Source organism: Desulfovibrio sp. OH1186_COT-070 (assembly GCF_003860215.1).
Lineage (GTDB): Bacteria > Desulfobacterota > Desulfovibrionia > Desulfovibrionales > Desulfovibrionaceae > Desulfovibrio.
In genome coordinates, this window is the sequence record NZ_RQYH01000044.1 from 1 (window position 1) to 15,430 (window position 15,430).

Here is a 15,430-nt window from a genome sequence, read left to right on the forward strand (position 1 = left end):
GTGGGCTGCTGTGGGCATATGTTCCTCGCTTACGGTTGAAGACAAGCGAACTGTGCCACAAAATGAAAATTTAGACAATTTCGTGACTACACTGCCTACAATAAACTCCCCTGAAAACCGTCAGAAGCGCATCTTCCCTGATGCCGTGCGAGGAGTACCCGCATGAGCCGTCCCCTTTCCCCAAACCCAACGTCGTTGTTCCCTGAAAATTGTGCGGAACCCTTCAACAAACACACAGGCCACGTTAGAACTCGCCGTTTTATGCTGAAATTTTTAAGTGGCTCTCTTGTATCAGTCCTGTTGCCTTCCGTAACCGCTTCCGCCGCCGATCTGCTGCTCTCCGACAGCAAAGGAAAGACCATGAAAATAGTCATGCTTACCGGCAGCCCCCCACCGCCAGGGCACCTCCGCTTTGCTGGCTGATGAATTCATCGCCGGGGCTTCATCCAAAGGGCATACCATCGTTCGTTTTGATACCGCCTTTGAAAAGGTCGGTCCATGCCAGGCCTGTTATTACTGTGATGACCATAACGGGGAATGCATCCAGCAGGATGCCATGCAGAAGATTCTTCCAGAAGTACTTTCCGCAGACATGCTCGTCCTGGTTACGCCGCTCTATTACTTCAATATGACCGCTCAACTGAAAACCGTTCTGGATCGCCTGATGCCGCAACGCGTGGCTCTGCGGAAACACCCCATGAAATCCGCGATGCTCGTCACCTGCGGCAGCAATACGGACTGGAACATGGACGCCATCATGGCCCACTACAAAGTTCTTCAGCAGTATCTCCCCTGGGAAGACCAGGGAGTGATTCTGGCTAAGAACGTCTTCGCCCGCAAAGACATCGAAGGAACGGATTACCCGACAGCGGCAAGAGCCCTTGGCATCAGTCTGTAGGCCATTCGTTTTTTCTACGCCCCTGGAGACAACCTGTGCCTGTTATAACCCTTGAAGCTGCTTCTTTGGATAAAGAACAGAAGGAACAGTTGATTGCGGAATTTACGGAATCCGCTGCGCGAATCATGAATATGCCCAAGGAATCCTTTTATGTGTTTCTAAAAGAAAATATTCTGGAGAATATAGGCGTTGGAGGAGAGTTGTAATCCCCCCCCAAAAAATAGCCTGGCTCCGGATCTATAACAACGAACGGCCCAACATGGGCATCGGTGGCATCACCCCGGCCATGAAACGGAAACGGGCGGCACAGACTCTGCTTTTGAGTGCCGCCACAAACAAGGAGACTGCAATCTGGACTCAAAATCAGCTTGTCGTAAGAAGTAGTATACGTTACGACCAGGAAAACGGGGGAAGGATATGCCATCTGTCGTAAATACAAGTGTGAAGATGTCTCCCAGTCTTCGGGGGCGTATTCAGAATTTGGCGGACGCCCGCAAACAATCGGCTCATGCCGTGAGGCTTCAAGCATTGGAAACTTTTGTCCACCGTGAAGAAAAGCGGGAAGCCTGGCGTCAAGAAGGTATCGCGGCCTGGGAAGAATACAAACGAACAGGCTTGCACCTGACGCAAGAAGAACTCGAATCCTGGGCAAACAAACTTGGCCAGGGCGAAAGGGTGCCCATGCCGAAATGTCACGTATAATCTGGACTTAAGCAGCATCACGCGCGCTTCTGACTGCGTTTCTGTTCCTTGAAAAACTGGATGCAGATGCCGCAAAAAAAGCCGTGCAAACCATACTTGCAGGCACAAAAATCCTGGAGAAGTTTCCCAATGCCGGCCGCCTGGCAAATGACCCGGAACCAGAGCAGAAAGAATTGCCGATTCCCTTTGGCTCTTCCGGATATGTTGTCCTCTATGAAGTCGAAGGCGAATCTGTATATACAGAGAGAAGCTGGCTATGGCGGGCATTGAAAAACTGTCCCCCCCAGGCGACAGCGCAGAAAACACGTCCAGGAATCAGAGATAGCGCCTGAGAGAAGAGAGTGTTATGGTGACTCAAGTCCAAAATCCCCTTGTGTGGTAAGAGTTTACGCAACATCTTCATACCACAACTCGCGGAAATTTTGGACTTTTTTCTTACTCCTTAGCCGGACAGCAATCACATATTTTGCTCTTTATGTAGAGCAAAATATGTGATAAATTTTAAAACTCCGAAATGCTCCGTAAGGGTTGGGGCTAAGTTTCCATAGCCTACAGGATTTGCGTGGGACGCCTGCTCACCTTCCCAGTGTGAGGCTAATGCATGGCAGAAAACAGAAGATATCCCCTAGCTGACCTCAAGATTCTCTACGGCAAAGCCGCAGGTCGTTGCGCCTTTTCGACTTGCCGAAAATTATTAATTCTTGAGGCTACCCCTTCCGATAAAGCCCGACAAATAGGTAAAATCGCTCATATTATTGCGCATAGCCCCGCAGGGCCTCGTGCTGACGCGAACTTTCCGAACGATAAGTTAGATACTTATGCCAACTGGATTTTGCTCTGCCCAACCTGCCATGACATCATAGATACCCAGCCCGAAAATTATCCGACAGAGGCCCTGCGCAGAATCAAGCAGGAGCACGAACGCTGGGTTGAGGAACAATTGGACGAAGAAATGTCCAATGTTTCCTTTGCGGAACTTGAAACTGCGGCAAAAGCGTTGTCTACAGGAAAATTCAGCGAATCAACCGGCTTTAGTGTGATTCCACCGGAATTGAAAATTGCCAAAAATAACCTCACGCAAGTATCTCGCACTTATATCTCTATGGGGCTTAGCCGTAGCCCAGAGGTAGAAAAATTTTTGGCGAATATGGCCCAGCTTGATTCAGAGTTCCCTGAACGATTGAAAAACGGCTTTAAACAAAAATATTTGGCATTGAACAAAGACAGTTCCGGTGACGAACTATTTATGGACATGCTGGAATTTGCAAATTCAGGACGGAGCGATTTTAAGCAACAAGCAGCAGGTCTCGCTATTTTGACTCACCTGTTTCATATATGCGAGATATTTGAAAAATGATTATGCCATCCAAATACCTTAGAGAAGATGAAGCCATTGTTGGCGTGGGCGGCATTCTGTTGCATTGCATTGAAAGCCGGAGGAATCTTTCCAGCCTTTGGGAAGACGTAAAGACAAATCACGCTGTTGCCACTTTTGAACGTTTTATCCTTGCCTTGGATTTTCTGTTTTTACTCGGTCTTATTGAAATTAAGGGCAATGAAATCATGCGAGTTGGGTCATGATCAAAAAAATATATGCAAGTGATAAACGATTCAAAGCGGTTGAATTTCGAAAAGGCTTGAATATTATCCTTGCGGAGCGCACAGAAGGATCTGGAGAGAAAGACACTCGAAATGGAGCTGGGAAGACAACGCTCATTGATGTCATCCATTTTTGTCTTGGAGCCGAGGCTAAAAAGCTTGGATTACCCCTTGCAGATATAGAAGAATGGGAATTTTATATTGACATTATTATATGTGGTAAAAGCATAACTGCAAAAAGGTCTATAAAAAAATCCAATTATATAATTGTTAATGGTGATATTGTTGGTCTGCCTGTTCTTGCTGAAAAAGATGATGATAGTGGTGATTCGTTTTATAAGAATGATGATTGGAAAAAACTTTTGGGGTTATGTTTTTTTAATCTTCGAGATGGGCTTAAACCTAAATATAAGCCTACTTTTAGGAGCTTGATTTCATATTTCATACGGCGTGGTGTGGATGCATATTCCCGCCCGTTTACTCACTTTCGCAATCAAAAAACATTTGATTTGCAAGTTAATAACGCATACTTACTCGGGCTAAACTGGGAACATGCTTCAGAAGCACAGGAAATTCGGGACAGGTCTTCCGCGCTAAAGGCTTTGAATACAGCAGTTAAATCTGGAATAATTTCTTCACAAGGTGAGTTAGAAGCTGAACGTGTGCGGCTTGAAAGAGTGATTGCAGAAGAGACAAAAGCGATTGATACTTTTAAAGTCCTTCCACAATATAAGAAGCTGCAAGACAAAGCAAATTCTTTGACAACAAATATCCATCAAAATTCAAATAACCTTTTGGTATTGCGACGTAAGTTAACGCGCTATGAAGAATCAATAACTGCTGAAATTCCACCGGAACAAAATAGTGTTGAAAAGTTATATGCAGAAGCGGGAGTGCTTTTTGCTGAATCAATAAAGAAGACTTTAGATGAAGCAAAAGCATTTCATGCTTCTGTTGTTGAAAATAGAAAAAAATTTCTTCAAACTGAAATAGCTGAAATACGACATCAAATGGCAAGAGTTGAAAATGATATTAGCGCGTCTACAGAGGAGCGCGCGAATCTTATGCGCCTTTTGCAAACGCATGGCGCTTTGGAAGAGTTTTCTCTTTTACAGGCTAAATTAGTTGAAAAACGTGAACGATTAGAAACCATAAAAACAAAATTGGCAGAGTTAAAAAACATCTCGAACGAACAAAAAGAAATCAAAACACGAAAACTTGAACTGGATACTAAACTTCAACGTGACTATGAATTAAGCCGCACCAATTGGGAAAAGGCCGTAGCACTTTTTAATGAAAGCTCTCTTGCCTTATATAATGAGCCGGGGAATTTGATTATAAATACTACTGAAAACGGGTATGAGTTTGATGTCGAAATTCAGCGCAGCAGTAGTGAAGGCGTGGGGAAGATGAAAGTCTTTTGCTACGACATGATGCTTGTTGAGCTTTCAGCGGAAAAAGGCGGAATTGATTTTTTAATTCATGACAGCACTATTTACGATAGCGTTGATTCCAGACAGCGCGCTCATGCCCTGCAATATGCCCACGAAAGAGCTGAAGAACATGGTTTTCAATATATATGCGCTATGAACTCTGACATGGTCCCATATGAAGATTTTTGTGAAAACTTTGACCCGAACCAGTGTGTGCGCTTGATGCTTGGAGACAAGGAACCAACGGATTCACTCATGGGGTTCCATTTTGAATTGAAGAAAGGAGCTACCGTCAGTTCAGAGTAGAAGTCATCTCATAATCAATCTGAGCAAAATCATGATGCAGCCCAGTTGCGCCCTTGTACCCCTCCCCTTTTATCGCTGCATGGAAAAATAACGCCTGCATCGCCCGTTTTACCGCTCTTCCGGAGTCGGCGCGCCTTCGGGCGGTTCCGGCGTCTTTTGGGGCAGGGCCGGAGTTTCAATGACCAGCGCCCCTTCCAGGGCAGGGTCAGCCCCGTCCTGGGCGGGCAGGCGCATACAGCCCCTGTCCACCAGCACAATGCCCGTGCGCAAAAGCACTTCACGGCGGTACTCGTATTCCTGCTGCATGCGGTGGTGGCGGTACACAAACCAGCGGTGCACCAGATAGCAGGCCGCGATCATGGCCGCAGCACTGCCCGCGAGCCAGGGAATGTCGTCCGCCAGCGCGCTGCCCAGCCGCACCAGAGCCGAAAACGCGCCGTCCACAAAAAACAGGGCTGCCCCCAGCAGCAAAATGCCCAGCAGCAGAACCACCGTGGGGGCGCTGCGGATAACCGCATAGAAGCGCCGCAGGCGCTCCGGCACCTGATCGTCACCCTCTCCGCCTGCGGCCTCGCCTCCCTCCCGGATCTCGCGCCCCAGAAAGCGCGCCACCCACGTTCCCGCCAGGTGCACAATGAGCATCAGCCCCACGGGCGCAAGCACCGCTGCCACAGCCCAGCCAAGCCAGGGAAAGCGCGCGAGGGGCGGCCCGCCGGGCGTTTCGGGCGCGGCGTGCATGACGCCGTAAAAAAAGGCCACGCCCCCCACCATGAGCTCCACAAAAAAGATGGCGACCAGCAGGTACAGGAGGGCCTCCTTGTGGGGGCCGTCGTACCAGGCTGCGGGCATCTCCCGCCGGATGGCGGAACCCGCAGGGCGGGCATCGTGGTGTTTTGATGTCTGCATGCAAGCACCTCAAGGGGCAAGTATACGATGCCCGCCCCCGCTCCTGCAAGCGCCTCCGGCACGCCGCTCTTGCTCCCGGACAGCATATGGCATACCCTGTGTTGCACAGGAGGCCTGTATGCATGTTCTGGTGACCGGCGCCGCCGGTTTTATCGGCTATCACCTTGTCCGGCGTCTTCTTTCTCTGGGGCACAGCGTGGTGGGAGCAGACAACTGCAACGACTATTACGACGTGCAGCTCAAAAAAGACCGGCTGGCCGCCCTGCGCGCCATGCCCGAGGCAGCCTCCTTCCGTTTCGAGCTTCTGGATCTGGCCAACGCTCCGGCGCTGGCGGATCTTTTTGCGCGCGAAAATTTCAGTCATGTGGTCAATCTGGCCGCCCAGGCCGGTGTGCGCCACAGTCTGGAAAATCCCCGCTCCTATGTGGATTCCAACCTGACGGGCTTTGCCAACCTCCTGGAATGCTGCCGCCGGCACAAGACCGGGCACCTGCTCTTTGCCTCCTCCTCTTCCGTCTACGGCCTGAACGCGGCGCGCCCCTATGCCGTGGAACACAATGTGGACCATCCCGTCAGCCTCTATGCGGCCACCAAAAAAAGCAACGAGCTCATGGCCCATGCCTACAGCCATCTTTTCGGCATTCCCTGCACGGGGCTGCGCTTTTTTACGGTCTACGGCCCCTGGGGCAGGCCGGACATGGCCCTGCACCTTTTCACCACCGCCATTGTTCGCGGCGAACCTCTCAAGGTTTTCAACCACGGCAAAATGCGGCGCGACTTCACCTATATTGACGATATCGTGGAGGGACTTGTGCGCCTGCTGCCCCTGCCGCCAGCGCCCGACCCGCTTTTTGATCCGCAAAATCCCCATCCGGGCAGAAGCTCCGCGCCCTGGCGCATCTACAATATCGGCAACAACCGGACTGTGGAGCTCAACGAATTCATCACCACGCTGGAAGACGCCCTGGGCATGAAAGCCCGCAAGGAATTTTTGCCCATGCAGCCCGGCGATGTGGAGGCGACCTGGGCAGACATTGACGACCTTGCCGCAATCACGGGCTTTTCCCCCCGCACGGACCTGCGCGAGGGCATTGCCCGCTTTGTGGCGTGGTACAAAGAGTATTACAAGGCATGAACAGCCCCTCCCGCGAAACCGCCTGCCCCGAAATACTGGCTCCGGCCGGAGATGCCGCCTCGTTTCTGGCGGGCATTGCCGCCGGTGCCGATGCCATTTATCTGGGCCTCAAGAATTTTTCGGCCCGCATGCAGGCCGACAATTTCGGCCTGGAGGAGCTTTCGCGCCTTGCCGATCTGGCCCACGCGGAAAACGTGCGCGTATATGTGGCCATGAACACCCTGCTCAAGCCCGGCGAACCGGCCCAGGCCTACCGCCTGATGGCGCGTCTGGCCCGGCAGGTCAGGCCGGACGGTCTCATTGTCCAGGATCTGGCCATGCCCGATCTGGCCCGGCAGGCCGGATTCGAGGGCGGCATCTTTCTCTCCACCCTGGCCAACCTCACCCATCCCGGGAGCCTCGTGCAGGCCAGGGCTCTGGGCGCAAGCCGCGTCATCCTGCCGCGGGAACTTTCCATTGACGAAATCCGCAGCATGGGCGAGGCCTGCCCCCAGGGGCTGGAACTGGAATGTTTTGTCCACGGCGCCCTGTGCTACTGTGTTTCGGGCCGCTGTTACTGGTCCAGCTATATGGGCGGCAAAAGCGGCCTGCGGGGGCGCTGCGTGCAGCCGTGCCGCCGCGTGTACCGTCAGGGCGGCGAAGCCGCCGCGGCCCTGGCCCGCCATGCCGAACGCGCGGAATCGCAGGCAGCGTCCGGCGAGCGCGCCCGCGGGGGACGCCAGCGCCCGCAGGGCAGTCGGCGCACGGGCAGGGAGCACAGCGGGCGCTGGTTTTCCTGTCTGGACCTCTCGCTGGATGTTCTGGCCAAAACCTTGCTGAACATTCCGCATCTGGTTTCCTGGAAGATCGAGGGCCGCAAGAAAGGCCCGCACTATGTGTACCATGTGGTCACGGCCTACCGCATGCTGCGGGACAACCCCGGCGATGCCGCTGCCCGCAAGACCGCGGAGGAAATCCTGCGCATGGCTCTGGGCCGCCCCGCCACCCGCGCCCGCTTTTTGCCCCAGAAAGATTCTGTGCCCACCACGCCCGACGGGCAGACCAGTTCCGGGCTGATGATCGGCAAAACCCGCAACGAACCTGACGGCCGCATTGTTCTCAAGCCGCACATCCCCCTGTTGCCGCAGGACTATTTGCGCGTGGGCGTGGAGGACGAACGCTGGCACGCCACCCTTCCCGTGACCCGCCGCATCCCCAAGGCGGGCAGTCTGGTGCTGCGCCTGCCCAAACACAAGACGCCCAGGGCAGGCACGCCGGTTTTTCTCATTGACCGGCGCGAGCCGGAGTTGCTGGGCATCCTCAAGGACTGGCAGTCCCGTCTGGCATCCCTGCCTTCGCGCCCCAGCCAACCCGTGGACTCCGCGCCGCGCCTGCCCCAGCCCGTCAAGGGAGGCAAGCGGCCCGACATTTTTGTGCGCGCCAGCCTGCCGCAGGGCAAGGAAACCCGCGCCGGACGCCACTTGCAGGGGCTCTGGCTCTCGCCGCGCAGCGCGGGCATCTCGCGCACCGTGGCTCCGCGCATGTGCTGGTGGCTGCCGCCCGTGATCTGGCCCGGCGAGGAGGAAAGCCTGCGCCGCGCCGTTTCCGGTCTCTGGCGGGGCGGGGCGCGCCACTTTGTTTGTAACGCTCCCTGGCAGCGCGGGTTTTTTCCTGAAATTCTGCCGGAAGACGCGGACCTGACAGCAGGCCCCTTCTGCAACGCAGCCAATGCCGTTGCCCTGGACGCGCTGGCCCGCATGGGCTTTGCCGCCGCTCTGGTCAGCCCGGAGCTGCCCCGGGAAGAAATGCTGGCCCTGCCCGCGCAAAGCCCCCTGCCGCTGGGCGCGGTGCTCACGGGTTTCTGGCCGGTGGGTCTGAGCCGCTTCGGCCTGCTGGGCGTCAAGCCCAACGAGCCTTTTCTCAGCCCCATGGGCGAACCCTTCTGGGCGCGGCAGTACGGCGAAAATATCTGGATATACCCCGGATGGCCTCTGGACCTGAGCGCAAAAAAACAGGAAATGCAGGCAGCGGGCTATGCCTTTTTTGCTCACTTGCAGGAAAATCCGCCCCCTTCCCTGCCTGCTCTGCGCCGCGAAAGCCTGTTCAACTGGGACGGGACGCTGCTGTGACCGGCCACGGCCGCGCCGACAGCCCCCCCAACCCTCCTGCAGGCCATCCTGCCGACCGTCTTGCCGGTCACGCGGGGCATCCCGACTGCTGCGAAAACCTGTTTCCCCGTGGGCTGGAGCAGCCTCCGGGCAGCTTCCGCTTCGGCGCGGACGCCCTTTTGCTGGCGGCCTTTGCCGCGCGCCATGCAGAAAAAAATCTGCCCCGGCGCAGGCTCGCGGTTGCGGATCTGGGATGCGGCTGCGGGGCGGTTCTGCTGGGTCTTGCCCTGCGCTGCCCCGGCATTGCCGGGCTGGGGCTGGACAGGGAGCCGTGCCTTGTGGAGGCGGCGCGCCGCAACGCGCGCGCACTGAACCTGCACCAGCGGCTGCGCTTCACGGCCCTGGACATGGCAGACCTGCCCCTGCCGGGCCGGGAAAGCCATCCCCTGCATGCGGGCAGGCCCGCGCTCCACAGCCTGGACATGGCGGTGGCCAATCCCCCTTTCGGGATACGGGGCCGCCCCCCGTCCAGCCCCCTGCGCCAGAAAGCCCTGGGCCAGGGCCACCATGCGGAAGACATCCTGCACGTCTTCTGCCGCGCGGCGGCCTTGCTGCTGCGCCGTCACGGACGTTTTTTCTGCATTCACGAGGCAGCCGCCCTGCCTCTGCTCTGCCGCGCGCTGGACGCGACCGGCTTCGGACTGCGAGAAATTCTGCCGGTGAGCTTTCGCTCCGGTGACGCGCCCCGGCGCATCCTGATCATGGCCCGCAAACACGCGGCCCATGACCTGAAATGGGAAAAACCGCTGGTTCTGCACGGGCCGCGCCGCAGCGCCGCGTCCACCCTGTCTCCGGAGGCGCTGGCCTTCTGCCCCTGGCTGGAAGCCGGGCGCACACCGCAACATACGGACATTTCGGAAAATTTTGAGGAAAACCATGACCTTTCTTGCTGACCTGCACATCCACTCCCGCTTCTCGCGAGCCACCAGCAAGGCCCTGAACCCCGGACATCTGGCGGCCTGGGCGCGCTGCAAGGGGATCACCGTTCTGGGCACGGGCGATTTCACCCATCCCCAATGGCGGGAAGAACTGCGCCGGGAGCTGACCCTTGACGCGGCCAGCGGCCTGTATGCGCTGAAAAACGCGCCCCCGCAGGATGTTTTGCCCGGAGGGATGCTCCCGCAAAAAGACGGTTCCCCCACCCTCTTTCTGCTTCAGGCGGAAATCAGCTCCATCTACAAGCGCGGCGGCAAGGTGCGCAAAGTCCACAATCTGGTTTTTGTGCCCACGCTGGACGATGCCGAAAACCTGTCGCGCAGGCTGGCCCAGATCGGCAATCTCCACTCCGACGGCAGGCCCATTCTGGGCCTGGACTCCCGCGACCTTCTGGAAATCATGCTGGAATGCGCGCCGGGCGCGGTCATGATTCCCGCCCATGTCTGGACGCCGTGGTTTGCCCTGTTCGGCTCCAAATCGGGCTTTGACCGTCTGGAGGATTGTTACGGCGACCTTTCCTCCCATATTTTTGCTCTGGAAACAGGCCTCTCGTCCGATCCCGCCATGAACCGCCTGGTCAGCGCGCTGGACGGCTACGCCCTTGTTTCCAACTCCGACGCCCATTCGGGGGCCAATCTGGGGCGGGAGGCCAATCTTTTTGCGGGCAGTCCGGGCTACGAGGGCATTTTCACGGCCCTGCGCGCCGCTGCCGCACGTCAGGATCAGAGCGCCCTTGGCTGCCGCTTTCTGGGCACGCTGGAGTTCTATCCCGATGAGGGGAAATACCATCTGGACGGGCACCGGGCCTGCAATGTGGTGCTGGAGCCGCGCGAAACCCGTGCGCTGGGCAATATCTGCCCTGTCTGCGGAAAGCCGTTGACCGTGGGCGTGCTGCACCGCGTGCTGGAACTGGCCGACCGCGCCGCAGTTCCGCCCTTGCCGCGCGAACCGGAGGCCCGCCCCCTCATCCCCCTGCCGGAACTGGTGAGCGAAATTCTGGGCGTAGGAACGGCCTCACGCAAGACACAGGAACGCTATGCCGCGCTGCTGCGCCATCTGGGACCGGAACTGGACATTTTGTGCCAGATGCCCGTGGAGCGCATCCGCGACCACTGGGAACCCTTGGGAGAAGCCGTGTCGCGCATGCGGCAGGGGCAGGTTTTCCGCGAGGGCGGCTATGATGGGCACTACGGCACAGTGCGCGTTTTTTCCCCCGAGGAAAAAAGAGAATGGCAAAAGAGCAGCGCCTCCCTGCCCGGCCTGCGGGCGACGGGAAAAAGCGTCCCTGCGCGGCAAGGGCTGCATCCGGCACAACCGCAGGCCCCCCGTCCCGATAGCCTGCCCCTGCACACGGACGCGCCGCCTCCCGGCCAAGGCGCCGCAGAAGAACAGGCGCCCGCCTTTTCTTCCGAACAGGAGGCTGCCCTGCGCGCCGGGCCGTTTCCCGCGCTGGTGCTGGCCGGCCCGGGAGCGGGCAAGACCCGTGTGCTCATCGGCCGCTTGCAGTCCCTGCTGGAGCAGGGCGAAGACCCCGGACGCATCCTGGCCCTGACCTTCACCCGCAGGGCCGCGGCGGAACTGCGCCAGCGCCTGACAACGGCTCTTCCGGACACGGCAAACCTGCCCCTCTGCGATACCCTCCACGGCTTGGCCTGGCGTCTGCGGCAAGCAAACGGCTCGGTACCGCCCCTGCTTCTGGACGAAGACGCCGCCCACAGGCTCTTCTGCGCCGCCAATCCGCAGCTTTCGCCCGCAACAGCGCGCCGCCTCTGGGGCATGCTGCTGCTGGCGCGCGAAACACATTCCCTGCACAACGAACCCGCGCACAGCCCGCTGGCCCAGGCTGCCGCAAGCTACCGGCACGCCAAGAACACGGACTCCTGCCCGCGCGTGGATTATGCCGATTTGCTGGACTGGCTTCTGGACGCTGCCCGCCAGAAACACATGCAGGGGCGCATTGGCCCTTTCCGCCATGTGCTGGTGGACGAGGTGCAGGATCTTTCCCCCGTGCAGCTTGACATCATCCGCGCCCTGCTGCCCGCTGACGGGCAGGGATTTTTTGGCATCGGCGATCCGGATCAGGCCATCTACGGCTTCCGGGGGGCGGCAGGCCAGAACGAAGCAAGCCTGCGCCGCCACTGGCCCGGACTGGAAGTCTTTCGCCTGGGGCAGAGCTACCGCTCCAGCCAGAGCGTGCTGGACATGGCCCGCAGCCTGCTGCAGGGCCGGAATTCTTGCGGTCCCCTGACAGCAGTGCGCTCCCTGCCCGCCGAACTGCGCCTTTTTGCCGCCCCCGACGCGCAGGCGGAAGCCCGCTGGGTGGCCAGCAATGTCCAAAACCTGCTGGGGAGCACCTCCCACACCCTTCAGGACAGAAGCACGGCCACCAGCCCCCTGTCAGGAACCCTTGCCCCCGGAGACGTGGCTGTGCTGGTGCGCCTGAAAGCCCAGATTCCCCCATTGCATGCGGCGCTGGAGGAAGCGGGAATCCCCTGCGCCGCTCCGGCCAGGGAGTTCTTCTGGCAAAATGCGGCATGCGCGCGCCTGCTGGCCCTGCTGGCAACGCATTGCGGATTTGCGCATTCTCTCCCCGCGCAGCCGGAGCCGGGCGACAGCCTGCCCTGGGCAGGCGCAGCCCTGCCTCCGCCCGAAGCCATGACGCCCTGGCTGCAGGAACTTCCCTGGGCCGGAAGCGGCTTCACCACCGGCCCGGCATGGCGGCAGTGCCGCCGCTTCTGGCAGGATTGCGGTTCGTGGCAGGACTTTTTTTCTGCCCTGGCCTGGCAGAACGAAGCCGAAAGCGTGCGTGCGCGGGCCCAACAGGTTCAGATCATGACCCTCCACGCCTCCAAGGGGCTGGAATTTCAAGCCGTGTTCCTGCCCGGTCTGGAAGACGGTCTTTTGCCGTTGCGGCGGGAACTCCTGTTTCCGCCCACGGAGGACGATGCCGACGATCCGCCCCAGGCGCAGGCCGAAGAGCTGCGCCTGCTCTATGTGGGCCTGACCCGCGCCGCCCGCGCGATTTTTGTCAGCCATGCCGCGCGCCGCACCCTTTACGGGCGTCACCTGCGCCTTGCGCCTTCGCCCTTTCTGGACCGCATCCGCGATTTTTGCCGCCAAAGCGCCGCCAGCGCGCACACGCGCCTGGAAAAACGGCAATTGTCGCTTCTGGAGAAATGATTTTTTTCCGCCCCCGCCGCAAGACCGCTGCCGAAACAAAAAGCGACTCTGTTTTTTCGGCGGATGCTGCCCCAAAACACAGGAGCACTTCATGCCTGAAGTGCCCCCTTATATTCCACGGTTGCGCGCCGTCCGTCTATTCCTCAAGCCACGAATCGTCTTCCAGCACCTTGTAGCCGCGCACAGTCAGATAATTCACGCCATCGCTTTCTTCCAGCAGTCCGGTAACTTCCACGAAAACACTGACCTCATCGTCCAGATCCACACCGGCTCCACGCGGAACAATGCGGTATTCCACATCCTCCTGCACCACGGCCACCCGCGCCTGACGCGCATCCACCGCGCGCGGCACTGCGACCACATAGCCCTTGACGGTCACGGCATTCTTGTTCATCGCGCAACTATCCGCCCTTCAAAAAAATTTTTTTGCCTATAGCGCCTTTTTCCCCCTGGCGCAAGCGTTTCCGCCACAGTGCTCACGGCGTATTTCGTCACCTGCCACTGGTTCGGACGGGGACATTTGCGATGCGCCAGAACCGGAAGACTATGTGTCGTCCTCCAGATCCTTGATTTTTTGCGCGGGGATACCCGCAACGACACAGTTGTCGGGAACGTCCTTTGTGACCACGGCCCCGGCTGCTATGACAACGTTGCTGCCGATGGTCACGCCGGGCAAAATAGTGCAGTTCCCGCCGATCCAGACATCGTTGCCGATGGTCACGGGTTTGGCCTGCGCCAGTCTCTTCCGCCGACCCCTGGGGGACAGGGGATGGTTGACCGTGGTGACAAGGGTATTGGGACCGATCATGCAGTAGTCGCCGATATGCACCGGCGCGATGTCCAGTATGGTTACGTTATAGTTGGCGAGAAATTGCGCGCCCACATGGATGTTTTTTCCGTTATCGCACTGAAACAAGGGGAGAATGGCAGGATTTTCCCCTGCCGATCCGAACAGTTTGCCGATGATCGCGCATTGTTCTTCACGGTTCGTATGTTCTGTGGCATTGAGTTCGCGGCACAATGCAACGGCATTTCCCTTCCGCGCTTCAACCTCAGGATCGGTAAAACAATATTCCAGCCCCGCATCGAGCTTTTCCAGTTCCGTCATCAAAAATCCCTCCTGCTCACTGTTGTGTTGTTTCGTACCAATGGTTGTATTCGTCAAACAGGGGCTTTCCGGTAATATACCCCACTTCCGGGATGTCGGGCCGCAATTCCTTCAAGGTCTGATACGCGCCGGGAACGATCATGCCGAGACGACAATGCAGCAGGACGGGCCGCCCGGGGGGAAGCCCCCGATACAGTTCCAGAGCCTCGCTGCGAGAAATATTTTCAATGGGAATGTTTACGGCACCCGCAAAATGCTTTGTCGCAAACCAGCGTCGTGTAGCAACGTCAACAATGACAAGATTTTTCGTCTCCTTCATGTATTCAAGTGCCTGCGCGGGCTCCATGCCGCCAAGGTCATTCTGCTTCTGTTCCGCCGCATGGGCACTGAAAACGCAACACAGGAGCAGAAAAAGGACAATCAGAGTTCTCATTGTTTTTCCTCGTGGTTTTGCAGAAATGTCTCTCCTGCGTCATTGCAAATGCCGGTCAAAAAATCTGCCCAGTTCGGTAACGTGGAAGGCCGTTTCCGGGGCGGCCGCCGCCAGGTACCGGGCATGCGACATGCCGCCCCCGGTCGAGGCCCGCATGCCCCGATTTTTCCGACGGATGCGTTTCGAGCAATTCTAGGCAGTGTAGTCACGAAATTGTCTAAATTTTCATTTTGTGGCACAGTTCGCGTGTCTTCAACCGTAAGCGAGGAACATATGCCCACAGCAGCCCACAGACGGCACGACATTTCTGATTCGGTTTGGAAAAAACTTGAACCCCATTTGCCCGGACGTGAAGGAAGTTGGGGAGGCAGGGCCCACGACAATCGGCGCTTTATCAATGCGGTCTTCTGGATTATGCGTACAGGCGCGCCGTGGCGGGATCTGCCCCCCGACTTTGGCGGGTGGAGCAATACCCATCGACGCTTCATCCGTTGGCGCGATAATGGTGTATGGGAGAGATTGCTTGAAATCCTGATTGATGAGCCGGATTTTGAATGGCTGATGATCGATGCCAGTCATTGCAAAGTTCACCCACATGCGGCAGGCGCAAGAGGAGGCAATCAGGACATGAGCCGCACAAAAGGGGG

At 57.6% G+C, this 15,430-nt stretch carries 17 protein-coding genes; 13 read left to right on the plus strand and 4 right to left on the minus strand.

The window, feature by feature from the left end:
- The first annotated feature begins 162 nt into the window (after nucleotides 1–162).
- From EII23_RS10880 to EII23_RS10915, 8 genes are all read left to right on the plus strand, one after another.
- Entirely contained in the window at nucleotides 163–423 is a 261-nt protein-coding gene (locus EII23_RS10880) for a hypothetical protein (protein ID WP_124793394.1), read from the plus strand.
- Nucleotides 413–898, plus strand: a complete 486-nt coding sequence (locus tag EII23_RS10885; RefSeq protein ID WP_260424697.1) for a flavodoxin family protein — start codon at nucleotides 413–415, stop codon at nucleotides 896–898. Before EII23_RS10880 ends, EII23_RS10885 begins: the two co-directional genes overlap by 11 nt.
- 35 nt (nucleotides 899–933) lie before the next feature.
- Nucleotides 934–1,104: a 4-oxalocrotonate tautomerase DmpI gene (gene dmpI, locus EII23_RS10890; RefSeq protein ID WP_124793396.1), complete on the plus strand. Its 171-nt coding sequence runs from the start codon at nucleotides 934–936 to the stop codon at nucleotides 1,102–1,104.
- Between the two features lie 211 nt (nucleotides 1,105–1,315).
- Nucleotides 1,316–1,600 (plus strand): CopG family ribbon-helix-helix protein, encoded by a 285-nt coding sequence (locus tag EII23_RS10895; RefSeq protein WP_124793397.1) that lies wholly within the window; start codon nucleotides 1,316–1,318, stop codon nucleotides 1,598–1,600.
- A gap of 41 nt (nucleotides 1,601–1,641) precedes the next feature.
- On the plus strand, nucleotides 1,642–1,932 hold the full coding sequence (locus EII23_RS10900; RefSeq protein ID WP_260424698.1) for a type II toxin-antitoxin system RelE/ParE family toxin: 291 nt from the start codon (nucleotides 1,642–1,644) through the stop codon (nucleotides 1,930–1,932).
- A gap of 269 nt (nucleotides 1,933–2,201) precedes the next feature.
- The gene (locus EII23_RS10905) at nucleotides 2,202–2,957 is read left to right on the plus strand and encodes an ABC-three component system protein (RefSeq protein WP_124793398.1); all 756 of its coding nucleotides are present in this window, start codon (nucleotides 2,202–2,204) and stop codon (nucleotides 2,955–2,957) included.
- Nucleotides 2,954–3,181, plus strand: coding sequence for an ABC-three component system middle component 6 (locus tag EII23_RS10910; protein ID WP_124793399.1), 228 nt, complete (start codon nucleotides 2,954–2,956; stop codon nucleotides 3,179–3,181). The genes EII23_RS10905 and EII23_RS10910 overlap by 4 nt, the downstream gene beginning before the upstream one ends.
- Nucleotides 3,178–4,938 carry a DUF2326 domain-containing protein gene (locus tag EII23_RS10915; RefSeq protein ID WP_124793400.1) on the plus strand — a complete coding sequence of 587 codons (1,761 nt, stop codon included), beginning with the start codon at nucleotides 3,178–3,180 and terminating at the stop codon, nucleotides 4,936–4,938. The genes EII23_RS10910 and EII23_RS10915 overlap by 4 nt, the downstream gene beginning before the upstream one ends.
- A gap of 108 nt (nucleotides 4,939–5,046) precedes the next feature.
- Here the strand turns inward: EII23_RS10915 and EII23_RS10920 are convergent, their stop codons facing one another.
- Entirely contained in the window at nucleotides 5,047–5,844 is a 798-nt protein-coding gene (locus tag EII23_RS10920) for a hypothetical protein (RefSeq protein ID WP_185702373.1), read from the minus strand.
- A gap of 118 nt (nucleotides 5,845–5,962) precedes the next feature.
- Here EII23_RS10920 and EII23_RS10925 point away from each other — a divergent pair, with 118 nt between their 5' ends.
- Genes EII23_RS10925 through EII23_RS10940 form a run of 4 tightly spaced genes read left to right on the plus strand, consistent with a single transcriptional unit; the run spans nucleotide 5,963 to nucleotide 13,242 of the window.
- Nucleotides 5,963–6,979: an NAD-dependent epimerase gene (locus tag EII23_RS10925; protein WP_124793401.1), complete on the plus strand. Its 1,017-nt coding sequence runs from the start codon at nucleotides 5,963–5,965 to the stop codon at nucleotides 6,977–6,979.
- Nucleotides 6,976–9,087 carry a peptidase U32 family protein gene (locus EII23_RS10930; protein ID WP_124793402.1) on the plus strand — a complete coding sequence of 704 codons (2,112 nt, stop codon included), beginning with the start codon at nucleotides 6,976–6,978 and terminating at the stop codon, nucleotides 9,085–9,087. Before EII23_RS10925 ends, EII23_RS10930 begins: the two co-directional genes overlap by 4 nt.
- The gene (locus tag EII23_RS10935; protein WP_185702374.1) at nucleotides 9,084–10,019 is read left to right on the plus strand and encodes a methyltransferase domain-containing protein; all 936 of its coding nucleotides are present in this window, start codon (nucleotides 9,084–9,086) and stop codon (nucleotides 10,017–10,019) included. The genes EII23_RS10930 and EII23_RS10935 overlap by 4 nt, the downstream gene beginning before the upstream one ends.
- Entirely contained in the window at nucleotides 10,003–13,242 is a 3,240-nt protein-coding gene (locus tag EII23_RS10940) for a UvrD-helicase domain-containing protein (protein WP_124793404.1), read from the plus strand. The genes EII23_RS10935 and EII23_RS10940 overlap by 17 nt, the downstream gene beginning before the upstream one ends.
- 136 nt (nucleotides 13,243–13,378) lie before the next feature.
- Here the strand turns inward: EII23_RS10940 and EII23_RS10945 are convergent, their stop codons facing one another.
- The 3 genes from EII23_RS10945 to EII23_RS10955 all read right to left on the minus strand — a co-directional run bounded on the left by EII23_RS10945 (nucleotide 13,379) and on the right by EII23_RS10955 (nucleotide 14,783).
- Entirely contained in the window at nucleotides 13,379–13,636 is a 258-nt protein-coding gene (locus EII23_RS10945; RefSeq protein WP_124793405.1) for a hypothetical protein, read from the minus strand.
- Nucleotides 13,637–13,786: 150 nt separating this feature from the next.
- Nucleotides 13,787–14,350, minus strand: a complete 564-nt coding sequence (locus EII23_RS13595) for a sugar O-acetyltransferase (RefSeq protein WP_124793406.1) — start codon at nucleotides 14,348–14,350, stop codon at nucleotides 13,787–13,789.
- Nucleotides 14,351–14,366: 16 nt separating this feature from the next.
- Nucleotides 14,367–14,783 (minus strand): rhodanese-like domain-containing protein, encoded by a 417-nt coding sequence (locus EII23_RS10955; protein WP_124793407.1) that lies wholly within the window; start codon nucleotides 14,781–14,783, stop codon nucleotides 14,367–14,369.
- 273 nt (nucleotides 14,784–15,056) lie between these two features.
- Between EII23_RS10955 and EII23_RS10960 the strand changes: the two genes are divergently transcribed.
- Nucleotides 15,057–15,430 (plus strand): IS5 family transposase (locus tag EII23_RS10960; protein WP_124793408.1); only part of this gene is annotated, 374 nt, incomplete at its 3' end.

Excerpts from the sequence above, each read along its gene's own strand:
- EII23_RS10880 (WP_124793394.1), top strand. The coding sequence starts at position 163 with ATGAGCCGTCCCCTTTCCCCAAACCCAACGTCGTTGTTCCCTGAAAAT.
- EII23_RS10895 (WP_124793397.1), top strand. The coding sequence starts at position 1,316 with ATGCCATCTGTCGTAAATACAAGTGTGAAGATGTCTCCCAGTCTTCGG.
- EII23_RS10905 (WP_124793398.1), top strand. The coding sequence starts at position 2,202 with ATGGCAGAAAACAGAAGATATCCCCTAGCTGACCTCAAGATTCTCTAC.
- EII23_RS10910 (WP_124793399.1), top strand. The coding sequence starts at position 2,954 with ATGATTATGCCATCCAAATACCTTAGAGAAGATGAAGCCATTGTTGGC.
- EII23_RS10915 (WP_124793400.1), top strand. The coding sequence starts at position 3,178 with ATGATCAAAAAAATATATGCAAGTGATAAACGATTCAAAGCGGTTGAA.
- EII23_RS10920 (WP_185702373.1), bottom strand. The coding sequence starts at position 5,844 with ATGCAGACATCAAAACACCACGATGCCCGCCCTGCGGGTTCCGCCATC.
- EII23_RS10925 (WP_124793401.1), top strand. The coding sequence starts at position 5,963 with ATGCATGTTCTGGTGACCGGCGCCGCCGGTTTTATCGGCTATCACCTT.
- EII23_RS10930 (WP_124793402.1), top strand. The coding sequence starts at position 6,976 with ATGAACAGCCCCTCCCGCGAAACCGCCTGCCCCGAAATACTGGCTCCG.
- EII23_RS10940 (WP_124793404.1), top strand. The coding sequence starts at position 10,003 with ATGACCTTTCTTGCTGACCTGCACATCCACTCCCGCTTCTCGCGAGCC.
- EII23_RS10945 (WP_124793405.1), bottom strand. The coding sequence starts at position 13,636 with ATGAACAAGAATGCCGTGACCGTCAAGGGCTATGTGGTCGCAGTGCCG.
- EII23_RS13595 (WP_124793406.1), bottom strand. The coding sequence starts at position 14,350 with ATGACGGAACTGGAAAAGCTCGATGCGGGGCTGGAATATTGTTTTACC.
- EII23_RS10955 (WP_124793407.1), bottom strand. The coding sequence starts at position 14,783 with ATGAGAACTCTGATTGTCCTTTTTCTGCTCCTGTGTTGCGTTTTCAGT.